Origin of the sequence: Streptomyces sp. WAC 04229, assembly GCF_003947455.1 — a bacterium.
In the GTDB taxonomy this organism is placed as follows: domain Bacteria; phylum Actinomycetota; class Actinomycetes; order Streptomycetales; family Streptomycetaceae; genus Streptomyces.
The window spans coordinates 1-15954 of the sequence record NZ_QHJH01000040.1; the positions used below are offsets into that span (position 1 = coordinate 1).

The 15954-nt window shown below is 70.4% G+C and carries 14 protein-coding genes and 2 tRNA genes; 12 read left to right on the plus strand and 4 right to left on the minus strand.

Annotation, left to right across the window (positions count from 1 at the left end):
• From DMH12_RS14060 to DMH12_RS14070, 3 genes are all read left to right on the plus strand, one after another.
• On the plus strand, positions 1-756 hold a 756-nt coding region (locus tag DMH12_RS14060), incomplete at its 5' end, for an AIM24 family protein (protein ID WP_148107524.1).
• A gap of 13 nt (positions 757-769) precedes the next feature.
• A complete protein-coding gene (locus tag DMH12_RS14065) occupies positions 770-1450 on the plus strand; it encodes an AIM24 family protein (protein WP_122616121.1) in 681 nt (226 codons plus the stop codon).
• Positions 1451-1465: 15 nt separating this feature from the next.
• Positions 1466-2221, plus strand: coding sequence for an AIM24 family protein (locus tag DMH12_RS14070; protein ID WP_125491914.1), 756 nt, complete (start codon positions 1466-1468; stop codon positions 2219-2221).
• A 111-nt stretch (positions 2222-2332) separates the two neighbouring features.
• On the opposite strand, the gene DMH12_RS14075 is transcribed toward DMH12_RS14070, so the two are convergent.
• Both DMH12_RS14075 and DMH12_RS14080 read right to left on the minus strand, forming a co-directional pair.
• Positions 2333-2848, minus strand: coding sequence for an NUDIX hydrolase (locus tag DMH12_RS14075; protein ID WP_125491915.1), 516 nt, complete (start codon positions 2846-2848; stop codon positions 2333-2335).
• Complete coding sequence (locus DMH12_RS14080) at positions 2845-4317, minus strand: zinc-dependent metalloprotease (protein ID WP_125491916.1); 1473 nt, start codon at positions 4315-4317, stop codon at positions 2845-2847. Before DMH12_RS14080 ends, DMH12_RS14075 begins: the two co-directional genes overlap by 4 nt.
• A 192-nt stretch (positions 4318-4509) precedes the next feature.
• On the opposite strand from DMH12_RS14080, the gene DMH12_RS14085 reads away from it, so the two are divergent.
• From DMH12_RS14085 to DMH12_RS14095, 4 genes are all read left to right on the plus strand, one after another.
• The gene (locus DMH12_RS14085) at positions 4510-5631 is read left to right on the plus strand and encodes an SDR family oxidoreductase (protein WP_125491917.1); all 1122 of its coding nucleotides are present in this window, start codon (positions 4510-4512) and stop codon (positions 5629-5631) included.
• A gap of 141 nt (positions 5632-5772) precedes the next feature.
• Positions 5773-6231, plus strand: a complete 459-nt coding sequence (locus DMH12_RS14090) for a molybdenum cofactor biosynthesis protein MoaE (RefSeq protein ID WP_125491918.1) — start codon at positions 5773-5775, stop codon at positions 6229-6231.
• A gap of 148 nt (positions 6232-6379) precedes the next feature.
• A complete protein-coding gene (locus DMH12_RS39060) occupies positions 6380-6544 on the plus strand; it encodes a hypothetical protein (RefSeq protein WP_007444545.1) in 165 nt (54 codons plus the stop codon).
• A 51-nt stretch (positions 6545-6595) separates the two neighbouring features.
• Positions 6596-7690 carry a PDZ domain-containing protein gene (locus DMH12_RS14095; RefSeq protein WP_125491919.1) on the plus strand — a complete coding sequence of 365 codons (1095 nt, stop codon included), beginning with the start codon at positions 6596-6598 and terminating at the stop codon, positions 7688-7690.
• Between the two features lie 29 nt (positions 7691-7719).
• Here the strand turns inward: DMH12_RS14095 and DMH12_RS14100 are convergent, their stop codons facing one another.
• On the minus strand, positions 7720-8262 hold the full coding sequence (locus DMH12_RS14100; protein WP_125491920.1) for a PPA1309 family protein: 543 nt from the start codon (positions 8260-8262) through the stop codon (positions 7720-7722).
• A gap of 164 nt (positions 8263-8426) precedes the next feature.
• Here DMH12_RS14100 and DMH12_RS14105 point away from each other — a divergent pair, with 164 nt between their 5' ends.
• The 4 genes from DMH12_RS14105 to DMH12_RS14120 all read left to right on the plus strand — a co-directional run bounded on the left by DMH12_RS14105 (position 8427) and on the right by DMH12_RS14120 (position 13754).
• Positions 8427-11396, plus strand: a complete 2970-nt coding sequence (locus DMH12_RS14105) for a UPF0182 family protein (protein ID WP_125491946.1) — start codon at positions 8427-8429, stop codon at positions 11394-11396.
• Positions 11397-11478: 82 nt separating this feature from the next.
• Positions 11479-11552, plus strand: a tRNA-Met gene (locus DMH12_RS14110).
• Positions 11553-11792: 240 nt separating this feature from the next.
• Positions 11793-13604, plus strand: a complete 1812-nt coding sequence (locus DMH12_RS14115) for a tetratricopeptide repeat protein (protein WP_125491921.1) — start codon at positions 11793-11795, stop codon at positions 13602-13604.
• A 76-nt stretch (positions 13605-13680) separates the two neighbouring features.
• Positions 13681-13754, plus strand: a tRNA-Met gene (locus DMH12_RS14120).
• A 136-nt stretch (positions 13755-13890) separates the two neighbouring features.
• On the opposite strand, the gene DMH12_RS14125 is transcribed toward DMH12_RS14120, so the two are convergent.
• Positions 13891-14307, minus strand: coding sequence for a Fur family transcriptional regulator (locus tag DMH12_RS14125; protein ID WP_125491922.1), 417 nt, complete (start codon positions 14305-14307; stop codon positions 13891-13893).
• A gap of 143 nt (positions 14308-14450) precedes the next feature.
• Between DMH12_RS14125 and DMH12_RS14130 the strand changes: the two genes are divergently transcribed.
• Complete coding sequence (locus tag DMH12_RS14130; protein WP_125491923.1) at positions 14451-15902, plus strand: catalase; 1452 nt, start codon at positions 14451-14453, stop codon at positions 15900-15902.
• Positions 15903-15954: the final 52 nt, after the last annotated feature.

Here is a 15954-nt window from a genome sequence, read left to right on the forward strand (position 1 = left end):
CCTCCGGGCTACGGTCAGCCCACCCCGCCTCCGGGTTACGGCCAGCAGGCCCCCCAGGGAGTGCCCCAGGGAGTGCCCTCGGGCGCGCCCCAGGGCGCCGGCGTCACCGCGGCGCTCCAGCAGTTCCGCGAGACGGCGACCGGGCAGCGCTGGACCCAGCAGAACAAGAAGCTGGTCCGCGTCGATCTCGGCGCCGAGGGCCAGCCGGTGCTGGCGCGGCAGGGCAGCATGGTGCTCTACCAGGGCAAGGTCGACTTCAGCTACAAGGGCGCCGGGTTCGCCGGGCGGGTCGTGGGCAACGCGACCGGCCAGGAGATGCAGCTCATGCGCTGTACCGGCAAGGGACAGGTGTTCCTCGCGGACAACTCCGCGATGCTGCACCCCATCGAGCTCCAGGGCGACGCCGTGTGCGTCTCCGCGGAGAACGTCCTGGCCTTCGACGAGAGCCTCCAGTACGAGGTCCGCCGCATCGAGGGGCACGGCATTCCCGGCGGCGCGCTGTTCACCATGCAGTTCCAGGGCACCGGCACGATCGTCGTCAAGACGCGCGGTGTGCCCGTCGTCCTGCCGGTCACGCCCACGACGTTCGCCGACTGCAACGCGGTGGTCGCGTGGTCCGCCGCCGCCCAGGTGGTCGTCTCCAGCCAGGTGCGGATGCGCCGCAACTCCTACGCGGGCGACACCGGCGAGAGCGTCAACCTCCAGTTCCGGGCGGCGCCCGGCAGCTTCGTCGTCGTCCAGCCGTACGAGATCTGAGGGAGAGCCCGAGATGAACCAGCCGCTCGCGGGCTACGCCCCCGCACCCGTCACCGCCCGCATGGAGAACCACGGCAACCACATGCTGAAGGTCGCCATGCAGACCGGCAGCGACCTCCTCGCGCGCGTGGGCTCGATGGTCGCCTACGAGGGCTTCGTCCAGTACGAGCCCAACCCGCCGGCCGTCCGCCAGATCGCCAAGGACTGGATGACCGGCGAGGGCGCGCCCCTCATGAAGTGCTCCGGCGACGGACTGCTCTACCTCGCCGACTACGGCGCCAACGTCGTCGTGATCAACCTCAACGGCGACGGGATCTCCGTCAACGCCACCAACCTCCTCGCCTTCGACGCCCATCTGACGTGGGGCGTGGAGCGGGTCAAGGGACTGGCGAAGTTCGCCGGGCAGGGCCTGTGGAACACCAAGATCTCCGGGCAGGGCTGGGTCGCGCTCACCTCACGGGGCAAGCCGATCGTGGTCGACTGCGGCGGCGGCGAGGACGAGACGTACGTCGACCCGGACGCCCTGGTCGCCTGGTCCCCGAACCTCAAGGTGAAGGGCAAGCGCAGCTTCAAGGCGCAGTCGCTGATCGGCCGCGGCAGCGGCGAGGCCTTCCAGATGGCCTTCTCCGGTCAGGGCATCGTCGTCGTCCAGCCCAGCGAGGACAGCACCGACCGCCTCCGGGCCCGGGGCTGAGGGGGAGCCACCATCATGCAGAGCCCGATTTTCGCCTACAACGACCAGCAGACCCAGGAAGCCTGGAGCCTGCAGAACAAGCACATGCTCCGCGTCGCCCTGGGGGGCCACGACGACGTGCTCGCCCGCAAGGGCACGATGGTCGCCTACCAGGGCCTCGTCGAGTTCGACGCCGAGTACCAGAGCAACAACCAGTCACGCGCGCGTGCGCACACCGGTGAGGGCCTGGACCTGATGCGCTGCCACGGGCAGGGCACGGTGTTCTTCGCCAACCTCGCCCAGTGCGTCCACGTGGTCGACGTCGACCAGGACGGTCTCACCGTCGACAGCAGCTACGTGCTGGCGATGGACTCGTCCCTGCACCACGAGGTCATCGCCGTGGACAGCCTCTACGGCATCTCCGGCTCGGGGAAGTACCAGCTCAACATCACGGGCCGCGGCAAGGTCGCCCTGATGACGTCGGGCGTGCCGCTGTTCATGCAGGTGACGCCGGACAAGTACGTCAACTGCGACGCCGACGCGATCGTCGCCTGGTCCACCGGCCTGCGGGTGCAGATGCAGGCCCAGACGCACTCCTCCGGGGTGTGGCGGCGCCGCGGCAACACCGGCGAGGGCTGGGAGCTGAGCTTCATGGGCAGCGGTTTCGCGCTCGTCCAGCCCAGTGAGCTGCTGCCGCCGCAGAACGCCCAGGTCGGCTCCGGTGTCGCGGCACAGTACGGCATGGGCCAGCAGGGGGCGCGAGGGCAGAACCAGGGAAACGTCTGGAGCTGAGTGCGCGGCGCGTGCGGTGAGGAGCCTCGGTAAGGGGTGATCGCCCGGCGGTCACCCCTTACTGCTGAGGCGACGCGGCCGTGGCGGTCGCTCCCGTACGCCCCGCACGGCTCAGATCCGCGCGAGCGTCGCCTCCAGCAGACGTACCACCGAGTCGTCGGCGACCTCCGCGACCTCCGCGTACGGGAACCAGCGCAGATCGAGCGACTCGTCGCTGATCGCCTCCACGGCCCCGGCCGGGGCCACCGCCGCGTACTGGACGTCGAGGTGCCATGCGCAGGGGGTCTGGTGCCGGTCCAGCCGCACCGGGCCGCCGGGGGCCAGGGCCAGGCCGTCGATGCCCGACTCCTCGGTGGCCTCGCGCAGGGCCGCCCGCGCCAGGGTCGCGTCGACGGGTTCGCAGTGGCCGCCCATCTGGAGCCACATCCGCATCTTCTTGTGCAGGGTGAGCAGGACCCGCCCGCGCGAGGGGTCGATCACGAGAGCGCTCGCGGTGATGTGCCCGTCCCCGCAGGCCTTCCACACGCCGTCCGGGTGGGCGGCCAGATGGTCCAGGTAGACCTGACGCAGCTCGTCCTGGCCCTGGTGGTCCTTCAGGACCAGGACCGCGTCGTCATGGAGGCTCACTCGGTGTCGTCGCCCTTGCCCTCGGCCTTCCCGTCGGCCTCGTCCCGGCCCTTCTCGTCCTGGCCCGGCGCGTCCTTCTTCTCCAGGTCGGGCTTGCCGGCCGCCTCGCCGAGCATCTTGTCCAGCTCGGAGAAGTCGAGCTGCTCGCGGTGCACGAAGCCGTCCGGGTCGTTCAGGTCGTCGGCGGTCGGCAGCATGTCCGGGTGGGCCCACAGGCCGTCCCGGCCGTCGACGCCGTGCGCGTCCGTCAGGGAGGCCCACAGGCGGGACGCGTCCCGCAGCCGGCGCGGGCGCAGCTCCAGACCGATCAGCGTGGCGAAGGTCTGCTCCGCAGGGCCGCCCGAGGCGCGACGGCGGCGCAGCGTCTCGCGCAGCGCGTCGGCCGAGGACAGCCTGGGTTTGGCGGCGGCGTGCACCACCGCGTCCACCCAGCCCTCGACGAGCGCCAGGGCCGTCTCCAGCCGGGCCAGGGCCGCCTTCTGCTCCGGCGTGTCCTCCGGCTGGAACATGCCCTGCTGGAGCGCCTCCTGCAGCTGCTCGGGGTTCTGCGGGTCGAACTGGCCGACCACGTCCTCCAGCTTGGCCGTGTCGACCTTGATGCCCCGGGCGTAACCGTCGACGGCGCCGAACAGGTGCGAGCGCAGCCACGGCACGTGCGCGAAGAGGCGCTGGTGGGCGGCCTCGCGCAGGGCGAGATACAGCCGCACCTCCTCCTGGGGCACGCCGAGGTCCTGTCCGAAGGCCTCGATGTTGGCCGGCAGCAGCGCGGCCTTGCCGGCCGGGCCGAGGGGCAGGCCCACGTCGGTTGAGCCGACGACCTCGCCGGCGAGTACGCCGACGGCCTGACCGATCTGCGTGCCGAACATGGCGCCGCCCATGGACCGCATCATGCCGATCAGCGGGCCGGCCATGGCCTGCATCTCCTCGGGCAGCACGTCGCCCATGGCGTTGCCGACGCGCTCGGCGACCGGGTCGACCAGCTCACGCCAGGCCGGCAGGGTCGCCTCGACCCACTCCGCACGGCTCCAGGCCACCGCGGTGCCCGAGCCGGACGGCAGGGCCGTCGCGTCGTCCAGCCACAGGTCGGCCAGGCGCACGGCCTCCTGGACGGCATTGCGCTCGGCGGGACCGACGCTGGCGTCCTTGCGGCCGTCCGGCGTGCCCTGGGAGACCGTCTGGCGGGCGATCTGCTTGGCCATGTCCCAGTTCACCGGGCCGCCCTCGTAGGAGAGCATCTGGCCCAGCTGCTGGAAGGCGGCGCCCAGGTCGTTGGGGTTCATGGAACCGAACATGGCAGCGAACGGGTTGTCCGCACCGGGGCCACCCAGGCCACCGGCTCCGGGCATCCCGAATCCGAACGGGTTGGCCGGTCCCTGACCACCGCCGCTCTGCTGGTCCTTCTTCTTGCCCTCGTCGCCGTCGTCCGGCTCCTCCGGCGGAAGGCCGAATCCGAATGGGGTGTCACTCACGGGGTTCCTCGGCTGGTAGGGCCGCCGGTTCTTTCCGGCGGCACGGCTGCCCGACTTCACCACCCAGCGTAGACACCCGGGGCGGTTCGGGCCTCGGTGCTTCGCCGACTGACGGCCTGCGGCAGGATGGATGCCACCTGGTACGCACGCGTCGCTCGCGCTCGTACTGAAGACAACCGCTGGAGACGCCCGGTGAGTTCCCCAGATCCGCAGGTTCGCGCAGCGCGAAACCAGTCAACCAGTTCCCCCCGCTCCGGCGCGCGCGGACCCGTGGTCGCGGTCACCGGTGCCGCATCCGGGGTCGGGGCGCTGCTCACCGCGCGGCTGGCCGCGTCCGACGAGGTCAGACAGGTCGTGGCCATCGACGAACGACGCGGCGAGTGCGAGGCGGCGCGGTGGCAGATCCTGGACGTGCGGGATCCCGCCATCGCGGAGAAACTCCGTGGTGCGGACGTCGTGGTGCACCTGGCGCTCGACCTCGACCTGGAGACCGACGCGGCCGCCCGGACGGCTTACAACGTCCGGGGGACGCAGACCGTCCTGACCGCCGCCGCGGCGGCCGGTGTGCACCGGGTCGTGCTCTGCACCTCGGCGATGGTCTACGGCGCCCTCCCCGACAACGAGCTGCCGCTGTCGGAGGACGCCGAGCTGCGCGCCACGGCCGAGGCCACGGGCGTGGGGGACCTGCTGGAGATCGAACGGCTGGCCCGGCGCGCCCCGCGCGCCCACCCCGGACTCAACGTGACCGTCGTCCGGCCCGCGGTGCTGGTCGGAGGCATGGACACCGCGCTGACCAGGTACTTCGAGTCGCCCCGTCTCCTTGTCGTGGCCGGTTCGCGGCCTGCCTGGCAGTTCTGCCACGTCGACGACCTCTGCAGCGCCCTGGAGTACGCCGTCCTGGAGAAGGCCGACGGCGAGCTGGCCGTGGGGTGCGACGGGTGGCTGGAGCAGGAGGAGGTCGAGGAGCTGAGCGGCATCCGGCGCATGGAGCTGCCGTCCGCGGTCGCCCTCGGCGCGGCGGCGCGGCTGCACCGGATCGGACTGACGCCCTCCCCGGCCGGTGACCTGGCGTACACGATGTACCCCTGGGTGGTGAGCGGCAGCCGGCTGCACGACGCCGGGTGGCGGCCGAAGTACACCAACGAGGAGGTGCTCTCGGAGCTGCTGGACGAGGTCTCCGGACGGCACACCGTCGCGGGGCGGCGGCTCGGCCGCAAGGACGCGACGGCCGCGGGGGCCGCGGGGGCGACAGTGGCGCTGCTGGGCGCGGCGGCGGTGGTACGGCGGGCCCGCAAGGCCCGGCGCCGCATCTGACGTACCCGGACCCCGCGCGGGCGGCCGCATCCGGCACCCGCGGTGGACGCCACCCTCTGTAGGACGCTCCAACGCGGTACGCGCGCGTGCCGGGCGATCACGCTATTCCGCGCCGTCCGCGGAGTGCGGCACGATGGTCGTATGGCAACCAACGACCACCCCGGTGAGCTGGCCGCAGCGGACCCCGTCAAGCTGATCGGTGTCCGGGAGACGCCCCTGTCCGTGGACGAGGTCTTCCGGGCCGTCGGGGACGACGCGGCCGGCGGTACCGCACTGTTCGTGGGGACCGTCCGCAACCACGACGGGGGCACCGACGTCGACCGGCTCGGGTACTCGTGCCACCCCAGCGCCGAGGCAGAGATGCGCCGGATCGCCGAGAAGGTCGTCGCCGAGTACCCCGTTCGGGCGCTCGCGGCCGTCCACCGCGTGGGGGACCTGGAGGTCGGGGATCTCGCCGTGGTCGTCGCCGTCTCCTGCCCGCACCGGGGTGAAGCCTTCGACGCCTGCCGGAAGCTGATCGACGACCTGAAGCACGAGGTGCCGATCTGGAAGCACCAGACGTTCTCCGACGGCACCGAGGAGTGGGTGGGCGCCTGCTGAGGGGCACCGCCGACCCCTCGCCGGCCCTGCCCTTCTCCTCTCATGGCTCCGGTTGCGTAACCCGCCCCCCGGCGTGAGCGTTGTCACTGCGGATGGTTAATCTGCTGATCAGTCAGTAGCGGATGTTCATGGGGCTGGGAGGTCGGGCATGGCAGCGCTTGCCTGGTTGCTGATTCCGCTTGTGGCCGCCGTCGGCGCCGGGCTGTGGGGCAGTTGGGCCAACCGGACCCGCAAGGCCCGCAGCGACGGCCCCGAACTGGACGGGTACGCCCGGTTCCGCGAGGCCATGGAGAAGCCCCGCACCGGCGCCTGACGGACCCCGCCCTGACGGTGTTCCGACAGCCGCGTCCCGTACTGTCGTGCCATGCCACGCCGCACCGCGACGATGCTCGCCTCCACCCTGATGCTGATCGCGATCCTGTGCGCGGGTGTGTTCATCCCCGTGCCCTACTCGGAGATGTCACCCGGGCCGACGGTGAACACCCTCGGGGACCACGACGGCGAGCCGGTGCTGCAGATCTCCGGCCGCAAGACCTACGAGGCGAGCGGCCACCTGAACATGACCACCGTCCGGGTCACCAGCGCCGAGTACAAGATGAACCTCGTGGAGGCGGTCTACGGCTGGCTGGCGCACGACAACAGTGTGGTGCCCCACGACACGATCTACCCGGACGGCAAGACCGAGGAAGAGGCCACCCAGGAGAACGCCGAGGAGTTCAGCCAGTCCCAGGAGAGCGCGAAGGTCGCCGCCCTGGAGGCGCTCGACATCCCGGTGAAGTCCTGGGTGGTCGTCTCCACGGTCGTCAAGGACTCCCCGTCGCAGGGCAGGCTGCACGCCGGGGACGTGATCAAGGCCGTGGACGGTACGACGGTCAAGAAGCCCACCGACGTCTCCGAGCTGGTGACCAAGCACAAGCCCGGGGAGGACGTCGTCTTCACGATCGTGCCCGCCGACGAGCAGGCCGACGCGGAGAAGGAGCGCCGGACGCCCACGAAGACGGAGCAGGTCAAGATCACCACCGAGGCGTCCGACGACAAGGGGGAGAGGCGGGCCATCGTCGGGATCTCCGCCGGGACCGACCACACGTTCCCGTTCTCCATCGACATCAAGCTGGCCGACGTCGGCGGTCCGAGCGCCGGCCTGATGTTCGCCCTCGGCATCTACGACAAGCTCACGCCCGGCGACCTCACCGGCGGCAGCTTCGTCGCCGGCACCGGGACGATCGACGACACCGGCAAGGTCGGTCCGATCGGCGGCATCAGCATGAAGACCATCGGCGCGCGCGACAAGGGCGCCCAGTACTTCCTGACGCCCGCCGACAACTGCGCGACCGCCGCCGCGGACGTCCCCGACGGGCTCACCCTGGTGAAGGTGGACACCATCGACGACGCCCTCGGCGCGCTGAGCGACATCCGCTCCGGGAAGACCTCCGACCTGCCCGAGTGCGCGAAGGGGTAGCCGGCGGGGCGGCCGCGGGACGCCCGGGACTACTCGGCGAAGGTCGCCGTCAGCGCCTGGGCCAGCCCCGGCACCAGGTCGGAACCGGTGAGTACCTCGGTGGCGGTGTCCTTCTCGCGCAGCCGCAGGGCCGAGTCGCGGGCACCGTCGCGCAGGACCGCGACCGTCATGCGGACCTCCTGACGGTCCGGGTGCTCCGCCACCCACCGCGCCAGCCTCGCCTCGTCCAGGCCCTCCGGAACCTGGGCCTCGGCGGACGGCGGCAGCATCAGGCGTTCCACGGCGAGCGCACAGCCGACCACCGCGTCGGGCCAGGCGATGGTGCCCAGGAACTCGTCGAGCGGCTGGTCCGTTGGAATTTCGTCCTGCTCGATCGGGGTCAGGCCGGAAGTGTCCGGCTCGTCCTGAAGACCGAGCCGGTCCGCGAGTGAGGGCTGATCGGTCCTCAGCCGCGCGGTGTCGACAAGTGCAAAGAGGCGTGCGGGCTGGTCCCAGCCGAGCCCGGAGACGTACTCGTCGATCTCGAGTACGGCCCGGGTGAGGGGGCTCGCAGCCATGGGGGTGTTGGACATGGTCACAATCCTGCCTCGTTACTGGCCCGAATCGGGAACCGAGTAAACGATGAGTAAGTTGCATAAGTGTGGGCCCGCGGTCACGGGGGCGCACGGGGGGCCCGCGAACCCGAGGGCCTGACGGATCAACAGCGAACTTCGAGGTGCGCACCTTGGCTTTCCAGATGCCGGACCGCGGCGGAGGCCCCCCGTCGGGGCCGCGGATCAGAGTGGGCCGCCCGTCCCGGCGTGTCCGAACCCTGCTGCTGACACTTGGTGTCCTCGCCGTGCTCCTCATGGCGTTCACCATGTTCGCGGGGTTCTGGACGGACTGGCTCTGGTACCGGTCGGTCAACTACTCGTCGGTGTTCACGACGACCCTGTGGACCAAGATCGGGCTCTTCTTCGTCTTCGGCTTGCTGATGGCGCTCGCCGTCGGGTTCAACATCTGGTTGGCCCACCGCCTGCGCCCGCCGCTCAGCGCCATGTCGATGGAGCAGCAGAACCTCGACCGGTACCGGATGGGCATCGCCCCGTACAAGAAGTGGCTGCTGCTCGGCATCACCGCGCTGGTCGGCCTGATCGCCGGCGCCTCGGCGTCGGGCCAGTGGCGGACCTGGCTGATGTGGGTCAACGGCGTGCCCTTCGGCCAGAAGGACCCCCAGTTCAAGCTGGACGTCTCCTTCTACGCGTTCGACCTGCCCTGGTACCGGTTCCTGCTCGGCTTCGGCTTCGCCGCCGTGATCATCTCGGTGATCGCCGCCGCGCTCACCCACTACCTGTACGGCGGGCTCCGCGTCACCAGCCCGGGCGCGCGCGCCACGGCCGCCGCCACCGGGCACCTGTCGGTGCTCCTCGGCGTCTTCGTCGCCTTCAAGGCGGTCGCCTACTGGCTGGACCGGTACGGGCTGGCGGTGAAGTCCAGCGACTTCAAGGCGACCGACAACTGGACCGGCCTCAGGTACGTAGACGCCAACGCCTACCTGCCGGCCAAGACGATCCTGTTCTGCATCGCCGTCATCTGCGCGCTGCTGTTCTTCGCCACCCTGTGGCGGCGCACCTGGCAGCTGTCCGTGATCGGCTTCGGCCTGATGGTCCTCTCCGCCATCCTCATCGGCGGCCTGTACCCGGCGCTGGTCCAGAAGTTCCAGGTCCAGCCGAACGAGCAGGCCAAGGAAGCGCCGTACGTCGAGAAGAACCTGGCGGCCACGCGCGACGCGTACGGGATCGAGGGGACCCAGGTCTCCGAGTACCCCGGCAGGAGCGAGACGAAGGACAAGACCAAGCTCCGGGACGACGTGGACACCGCCGCGTCCATCCGGATCATGGACCCGAACATCATCTCGCCGACCTTCCAGCAGCTCCAGCAGATGCGTAACTACTACGCGTTCCCGACCAACCTGGACGTCGACCGCTACGCCAAGGACGGCAAGGACCAGGACACGGTCATCGGTCTGCGCGAGCTGAACCTGGCCGGCATCCCGAAGAAGAACTGGATCAACAACCACTTCCGCTACACCCACGGCTACGGCGCGGTCGCGGCCAAGGGCACCCAGGTCGACCCGGAGGGCCGCCCGGTCTTCACCGAGTCCGACCTGCCCTCCGAGGGGGATCTCGGAAAGTACGAGCAGCGGATCTACTACGGCGAGAAGACCACCACCTACTCGATCGTCGGCGGTCCCCAGAAGGAGATCGACTACTCCGACGACACCGGGGAGAAGACCTTCAGCTACAAGGGGGACGGCGGGGTCGACCTGTCCAACCCGATCAACCGCGCGGCGTACGCCGCGGCGTTCAGCGAGCCGCAGATCCTCTACTCCGGTGCGATCGGCGAGGGTTCGAAGATCCTCTACAATCGCACGCCCAAGGAGCGCGTCGAGGCGGTCGCCCCGTGGCTGACCATCGACGGCGACGCCTACCCGGCGGTGGTGGACGGCCGCATCCAGTGGATCGTCGACGCGTACACCACGACGAACGGCTATCCGTACGCCTCCCGTACAACGCTCGGCGACACCACAGCGGACTCCCTGACCGCGGCCAACGACCAGCGCGCGGTGGTGGCCCAGCAGAACCAGGTCAACTACATCCGCAACTCCGTGAAGGCGACCGTCGACGCGTACAGCGGTGACGTGAAGCTCTACCAGTGGGACACCAAGGATCCGGTCCTGAAGACCTGGATGAAGGCGTTCCCGGACACGGTGAAGGACAAGAGCGAGATCTCCAGCGAGCTGATGGCGCATCTGCGCTATCCGCAGGACCTGTTCAAGGTCCAGCGCGAGCTGCTCACGCGCTACCACGTGAAGGACGCCAACACGTTCCTCAGCGGCAGCGAGGTGTGGCAGGTCCCGGACGACCCGACCAACAAGTCGGGGGACGCGGTACCGCCGTACTACCTGAGCATGAAGATGCCCGACCAGAAGCAGCAGGCGTTCTCGCTGACGACGACGTTCACGCCCAACGGACGTGACAACCTCAGCGCGTTCATGTCGGTCGACGCCGAGGCGGGCACGGGCGACTACGGCAAGATCAGAATCCTGAAACTGCCGACCAGCACCACCGTCGACGGACCCAAACAGGTGCAGAGCCAGTTCAACTCCGAACAGGACATCGCCGAGTCCATCAGGCTGCTGAGAGGCGGCGACTCGGAGGTCGAGTACGGCAACCTGCTGACCGTCCCGCTCGACGGCGGACTCCTGTACGTCGAGCCGGTCTACGTCCGCGGTGGCGACCTCAAGTACCCCTTGTTGCGCAAGGTGTTGGTGAGCTACGGCGGCAACACGGCCTTCGAGAACACGCTCGACGAAGCGCTCAACAAGGTCTTCGGAGCGCAGGCGGCCGAACCGGAGCCACCGGAGGACACCGGCGAGGACCCCGGCCAGGACACGACGGAGCCACCGCCGACGTCCACCAACCCGACGGTCCGGGAAGCGCTCGCTGACGCGCAGGAGGCCTTCGACGCCGGCCAGAAGGCGCTGGAGCAGAAGGACCTGACCGGGTACGCCGAGGCGCAGAAGGACCTGGAGAAGGCGCTGCAGCGCGCCGAGGACGCACAGGCCAAGGCGGACCAGGGCGCCGGGGACAAGAACGGGGACGACAAGGCCAGTCCCAGCGCCTCCCCGAGCAAGGAGGCCGGCGGAGGCTCGGACACCGGCTGACACCCGGTGGCGGTCGCTGCCGACCGGCGTTCGAGCTGGTCAAAGCCCATCCCGCGCCGTGCTAGGGTTGTGAACACAACGGCGCGGGGTGGAGCAGCTCGGTAGCTCGCTGGGCTCATAACCCAGAGGTCGCAGGTTCAAATCCTGTCCCCGCTACTGAAATCGTGGGCCATGCGCACACGACCTCGAAGGCCCGGATCCCACAAGGGATCCGGGCCTTCTCTGGTGTGCGAACGCATGTGCCGGTGAGCGCGACGGCCGCGCCGCCAGGGGGAGTTGGGCCGATCTGTGTTTGACTTGTCGTCCTGTGGGCATGTCGACAAAACGCTGAAGTGACCTCACTGGCTGCGGTATACCGGGTGTGCCAAGGTTGCGGGTGGTGCGACTATGAACGTTATGGGGGACATGGCAAATCTGTTCGGGACAGGGCGTTTTGCGCTTCCGTCCGGTCAGGAGGAGGCCACGGACGAGGCTCAGGAGGCCGCCGACGAGGCCGCGGAGGAAGTGCGCCTGCGGCTGGCCGTCGACGGCGGTGACGTCGAGGCGATGAGCATGCTCGGCGCGATGCTGCTGCGCCGGGGCGACTTCGACGGAGCCGAGTCGCAGCTGCGGGCCGCCACGGCAGCCGGTGACCGGGCGGCCGCGAACAACCTCGGCGTTCTGCTGCACCAGCGTGGATACGCCGACGAGGCCGCGGGCTGGTGGCGGATCGCCGCGGTCGCCGGATCCGCGGCCGCCGCACACGCGCTGGGGCGGCATTTCCGCGAGCGCGGGGACGAGCCCGCCGCGGAGTACTGGCTGTGCCAGTCCGCCGAGCAGGGGCACGTGCTGGGCGCCTATGCCCTCGCCGACCTCCTGGAGCACCGTGGCGACGACGCCGGGGCCGGGCGCTGGATGCGGGCCGCGGCCGAACGCGGGCACCGGGAGGCGGCGTACCGGCTGGCGCGGACGCTGGACCGCGGCGCCGGGCCGGACCGCGACGGCGAGGACGCGGCCGCCGCCGGCGAGGAGGTCGAGCAGTGGTACCGGCAGGCCGCCGCACGCGGTCACCGGCGGGCCGCGCTGCACCTCGGGACGATCCTGGAGAAGCGGGGCGAGCTGAAGGAGGCCGGCCGCTGGTACCTCACGTCCGCCAAGGAAGGCGAGGCCCGCGCGGCCTGCGCGCTGGGCTTCCTGCTGCGCGACGCCGGGGACACCGAGAGCGCCGCCGTGTGGTGGCTGCGCGCCGCCCAGGACGGCGACGGCAACGCCGCCAACGCCCTGGGTGCGCTGCACGCCGAGCGCGGCGAGACCCAGACCGCCGAACGCTGGTACCGGGCCGCGATGGACGCCGGGGACGACAACGGGGCGTACAACCTCGGCCTGCTCTGCGCCGAACAGGGCCGCACCGCGCAGGCCGAGCAGTGGTACCGCCGGGCCGCGTACGCCGGGCACCGGGAGGCGTCCAACGCGCTCGCCATCCTGCTGCTGCGCGGCGGGGACGAGACCGGCGCCGAGCCGTGGTTCTCCAAGGCGGCCGAGGCGGGCAGCGTGGACGCCGCCTTCAACCTCGGGATCCTGCACGCGGGTCGGGGTGCGGAGCCGACGGCGCTGCGCTGGTACGAGCGGGCCGCGGCCGCCGGGCACACGGAGGCCGCGCTGCAGGTCGGCATGGCCCGCCTGCGCGCAGGGGACGAGCGCGAGGCGGAGCGGTTCCTGCGGTGTGCGGCGGGGGGCGGCAGCGCGGAGGCCGCGTACCGGCTGGCGACGGTGCTGGACGCGCGCCGGCCGCCCGCGCCCGCGCACGAGCTGGGCGAGCCGGCGCAGGAGAAGTCGGAGTGCGAGGAGTGGTACGAGCGGGCGGCCTCGCAGGGCCACCGCCGGGCCCAGGTGCGGGTCGGGATGCTCGCCGCCGCACGGGGTGACGTGGTGGAGGCGGCGCGGTGGTACCGGGAGGCGGCCGAGGCCGGGTCCCGCAACGGCGCGTTCAACCTGGGGCTGCTGCTGGCCCGCGAGGGCAGCGAGCCCGAGGCCGTCGTGTGGTGGCGCCGCGCGGCCGACGCCGGTCACGGACGGGCCGCGCTGCGGCTGGCGCTGGTCTGCGCGCGACGGGGGGATCTGGCGGAGGGGCAGCGCTGGGCGGACCGGGCGGTGTCGCTGGGCCCGGCGGAGGTGGGCGAACGGGCGGCCCGGCTGCGGGACGCCCTGCGGCAGGAGCTGTCGGCCTGAAACCTGTCCGGCGGGACGCCGGGGCGGAAGCGATTTGCTTCTCGTCGTGGGGGTGACGTAATGTTCCATTCATCGACGCGGGGTGGAGCAGCTCGGTAGCTCGCTGGGCTCATAACCCAGAGGTCGCAGGTTCAAATCCTGTCCCCGCTACTGAAGGCCGAGGGCCGGAATCCGAAAGGGTTCCGGCCCTCGGTGCGTTTACGGCGAGCGCGGGGGAAGCCCCGGTCGCGGTCATGACGAAGCCCCGGCACCGATGGCGCCGGGGCTTCGTGCGTGCCGGTGGACCCTATGCCGCCGCGCAGTTCGGGCAGGTGCCGCGGTAGGTCACCTCGACGTCCGAGACGGTGAAGCCGAAGCGCTCCGAGTCGGGGAGGTCGGCCATCGGGTTGCCCGTCGGGTGGACGTCGCGGATCGCGCCGCACTGGGCGCAGACCAGGTGGTGGTGCGGCGTGTGCGCGTTCGGGTCGTAGCGCTTGGCGCGCTTGTCCGTCGCGACCTCCAGCACCTCACCGAGCGAGACCAGCTCGCCCAGGGTGTTGTAGACCGTCGCCCGGGAGATCTCCGGGAGCCTGCCCACGGCCCTGGCGTGCACCTCGTCGGCCGTCAGATGGACGTGTTCGCCGTCGAGGACCTCGGCCACGACGCGCCGTTGCGCGGTCATGCGCCAGCCACGACCGCGCAGTCGTTCCAGTAGGTCACTCATACGACCAGCCTAGCAGCTAGGGGGACCAGGTCCCGAACAGGTGTGACTTTGGAGCCGTGCTTGACTTAGACATTGTCCATTGTAGGATCGAGAACGGCATTAGCCAAGGGACAGGTTTTGCAGGATTGGCGCAGGAGGCGTACGTGACTCAGGGACCGCTCACTACGGAAGCCGGTGCACCGGTGGCCGACAACCAGAACAGCGAGACCGCGGGCGTCGGCGGCCCCGTGCTCGTCCAGGACCAGCTCCTGCTGGAGAAGCTGGCCCACTTCAATCGGGAGCGCATCCCGGAGCGCGTCGTGCACGCCCGCGGCGCCGGCGCGTACGGCACCTTCACCGTCACCGCCGACGTCACCCAGTACACACGCGCGAAGTTCCTCTCCGAGGTGGGCAAGGAGACGGAGACCTTCCTCCGCTTCTCCACCGTGGCCGGCAACCTGGGCGCGCCGGACGCCGTCCGGGACCCGCGCGGCTTCGCGCTGAAGTTCTACACCGAAGAGGGCAACTACGACCTCGTCGGCAACAACACCCCGGTGTTCTTCATCAAGGACGCCATCAAGTTCCCCGACTTCATCCACACCCAGAAGCGCGACCCGTACACGGGCTCGACCGAGATGGACAACGTCTGGGACTTCTGGAGCCTGTCGCCGGAGTCGACGCACCAGGTGACCTGGCTCTTCGGCGACCGCGGCATCCCGGCGTCGTACCGTCACATGGACGGCTTCGGCTCGCACACCTACCAGTGGAGCAACGAGGCCGGCGAGGCCTTCTGGGTGAAGTACCACTTCAAGACGGACCAGGGCATCAAGACCCTCACCCAGGCAGAGGCCGACAAGCTCGCCGGTGCGGACCCCGACTCGCACCAGCGCGACCTGCGTCAGGCGATCGAGCGGGGCGAGTTCCCGTCCTGGACCGTCGGCGTGCAGATCATGCCCGTCGCCGAGGCGGCGAAGTACCGCTTCAACCCGTTCGACCTGACCAAGGTGTGGCCGCACGCGGACTACCCGGTCATCGAGTTCGGCAAGCTGGAGCTCAACCGCAACCCGGAGAACGTCTTCGCCGAGGTCGAGCAGTCGATCTTCTCGCCGGCGCACTTCGTGCCCGGCATCGGCCCGTCCCCGGACAAGATGCTCCAGGGTCGCCTCTTCGCCTACGGCGACGCCCACCGCTACCGCGTCGGCATCAACGCCGACCACCTTCCGGTGAACCGCCCGCACGCCACCGAGGCGCGCACCAACTCCCGTGACGGCTTCCTGTACGACGGCCGCCACAAGGGTGCGAAGAACTACGAGCCGAACAGCTTCGGCGGCCCGTTCCAGACGGACCGCGCGCTGTGGCAGCCGGTCGCGGTCTCCGGTGTCACCGGCGAGACCGAGGCTCCGTCGCACGCCGAGGACGACGACTTCGTCCAGGCGGGCAACCTCTACCGGCTGATGACGGAGGAGGAGAAGGGGCGGCTGATCGACAACCTGGCCGGCGCCCTCTCCGATGTCTCGCGCGACGACATCGTCGAGCGCGCGGTGAACAACTTCCGTCAGGCCGACGGTGACTTCGGCAAGCGGCTGGAGGCCGCGGTCCAGGCCCTGCGCGGCTGACGTCCAGCACTGGACCGCTTGTCGCGGCGGCGGGCCGGATCCCCGGGTACGG

What these genes read in the sequence shown, in the direction of transcription:
- DMH12_RS14065 (WP_122616121.1), top strand. Translation starts at nt 770, where the DNA reads ATGAACCAGCCGCTCGCGGGCTACGCCCCCGCACCCGTCACCGCCCGC.
- DMH12_RS14070 (WP_125491914.1), top strand. Translation starts at nt 1,466, where the DNA reads ATGCAGAGCCCGATTTTCGCCTACAACGACCAGCAGACCCAGGAAGCC.
- DMH12_RS14090 (WP_125491918.1), top strand. Translation starts at nt 5,773, where the DNA reads ATGGCAACCAACGACCACCCCGGTGAGCTGGCCGCAGCGGACCCCGTC.
- DMH12_RS39060 (WP_007444545.1), top strand. Translation starts at nt 6,380, where the DNA reads ATGGCAGCGCTTGCCTGGTTGCTGATTCCGCTTGTGGCCGCCGTCGGC.
- DMH12_RS14095 (WP_125491919.1), top strand. Translation starts at nt 6,596, where the DNA reads ATGCCACGCCGCACCGCGACGATGCTCGCCTCCACCCTGATGCTGATC.
- DMH12_RS14100 (WP_125491920.1), bottom strand. Translation starts at nt 8,262, where the DNA reads ATGTCCAACACCCCCATGGCTGCGAGCCCCCTCACCCGGGCCGTACTC.
- DMH12_RS14105 (WP_125491946.1), top strand. Translation starts at nt 8,427, where the DNA reads ATGCCGGACCGCGGCGGAGGCCCCCCGTCGGGGCCGCGGATCAGAGTG.
- DMH12_RS14115 (WP_125491921.1), top strand. Translation starts at nt 11,793, where the DNA reads ATGGGGGACATGGCAAATCTGTTCGGGACAGGGCGTTTTGCGCTTCCG.
- DMH12_RS14125 (WP_125491922.1), bottom strand. Translation starts at nt 14,307, where the DNA reads ATGAGTGACCTACTGGAACGACTGCGCGGTCGTGGCTGGCGCATGACC.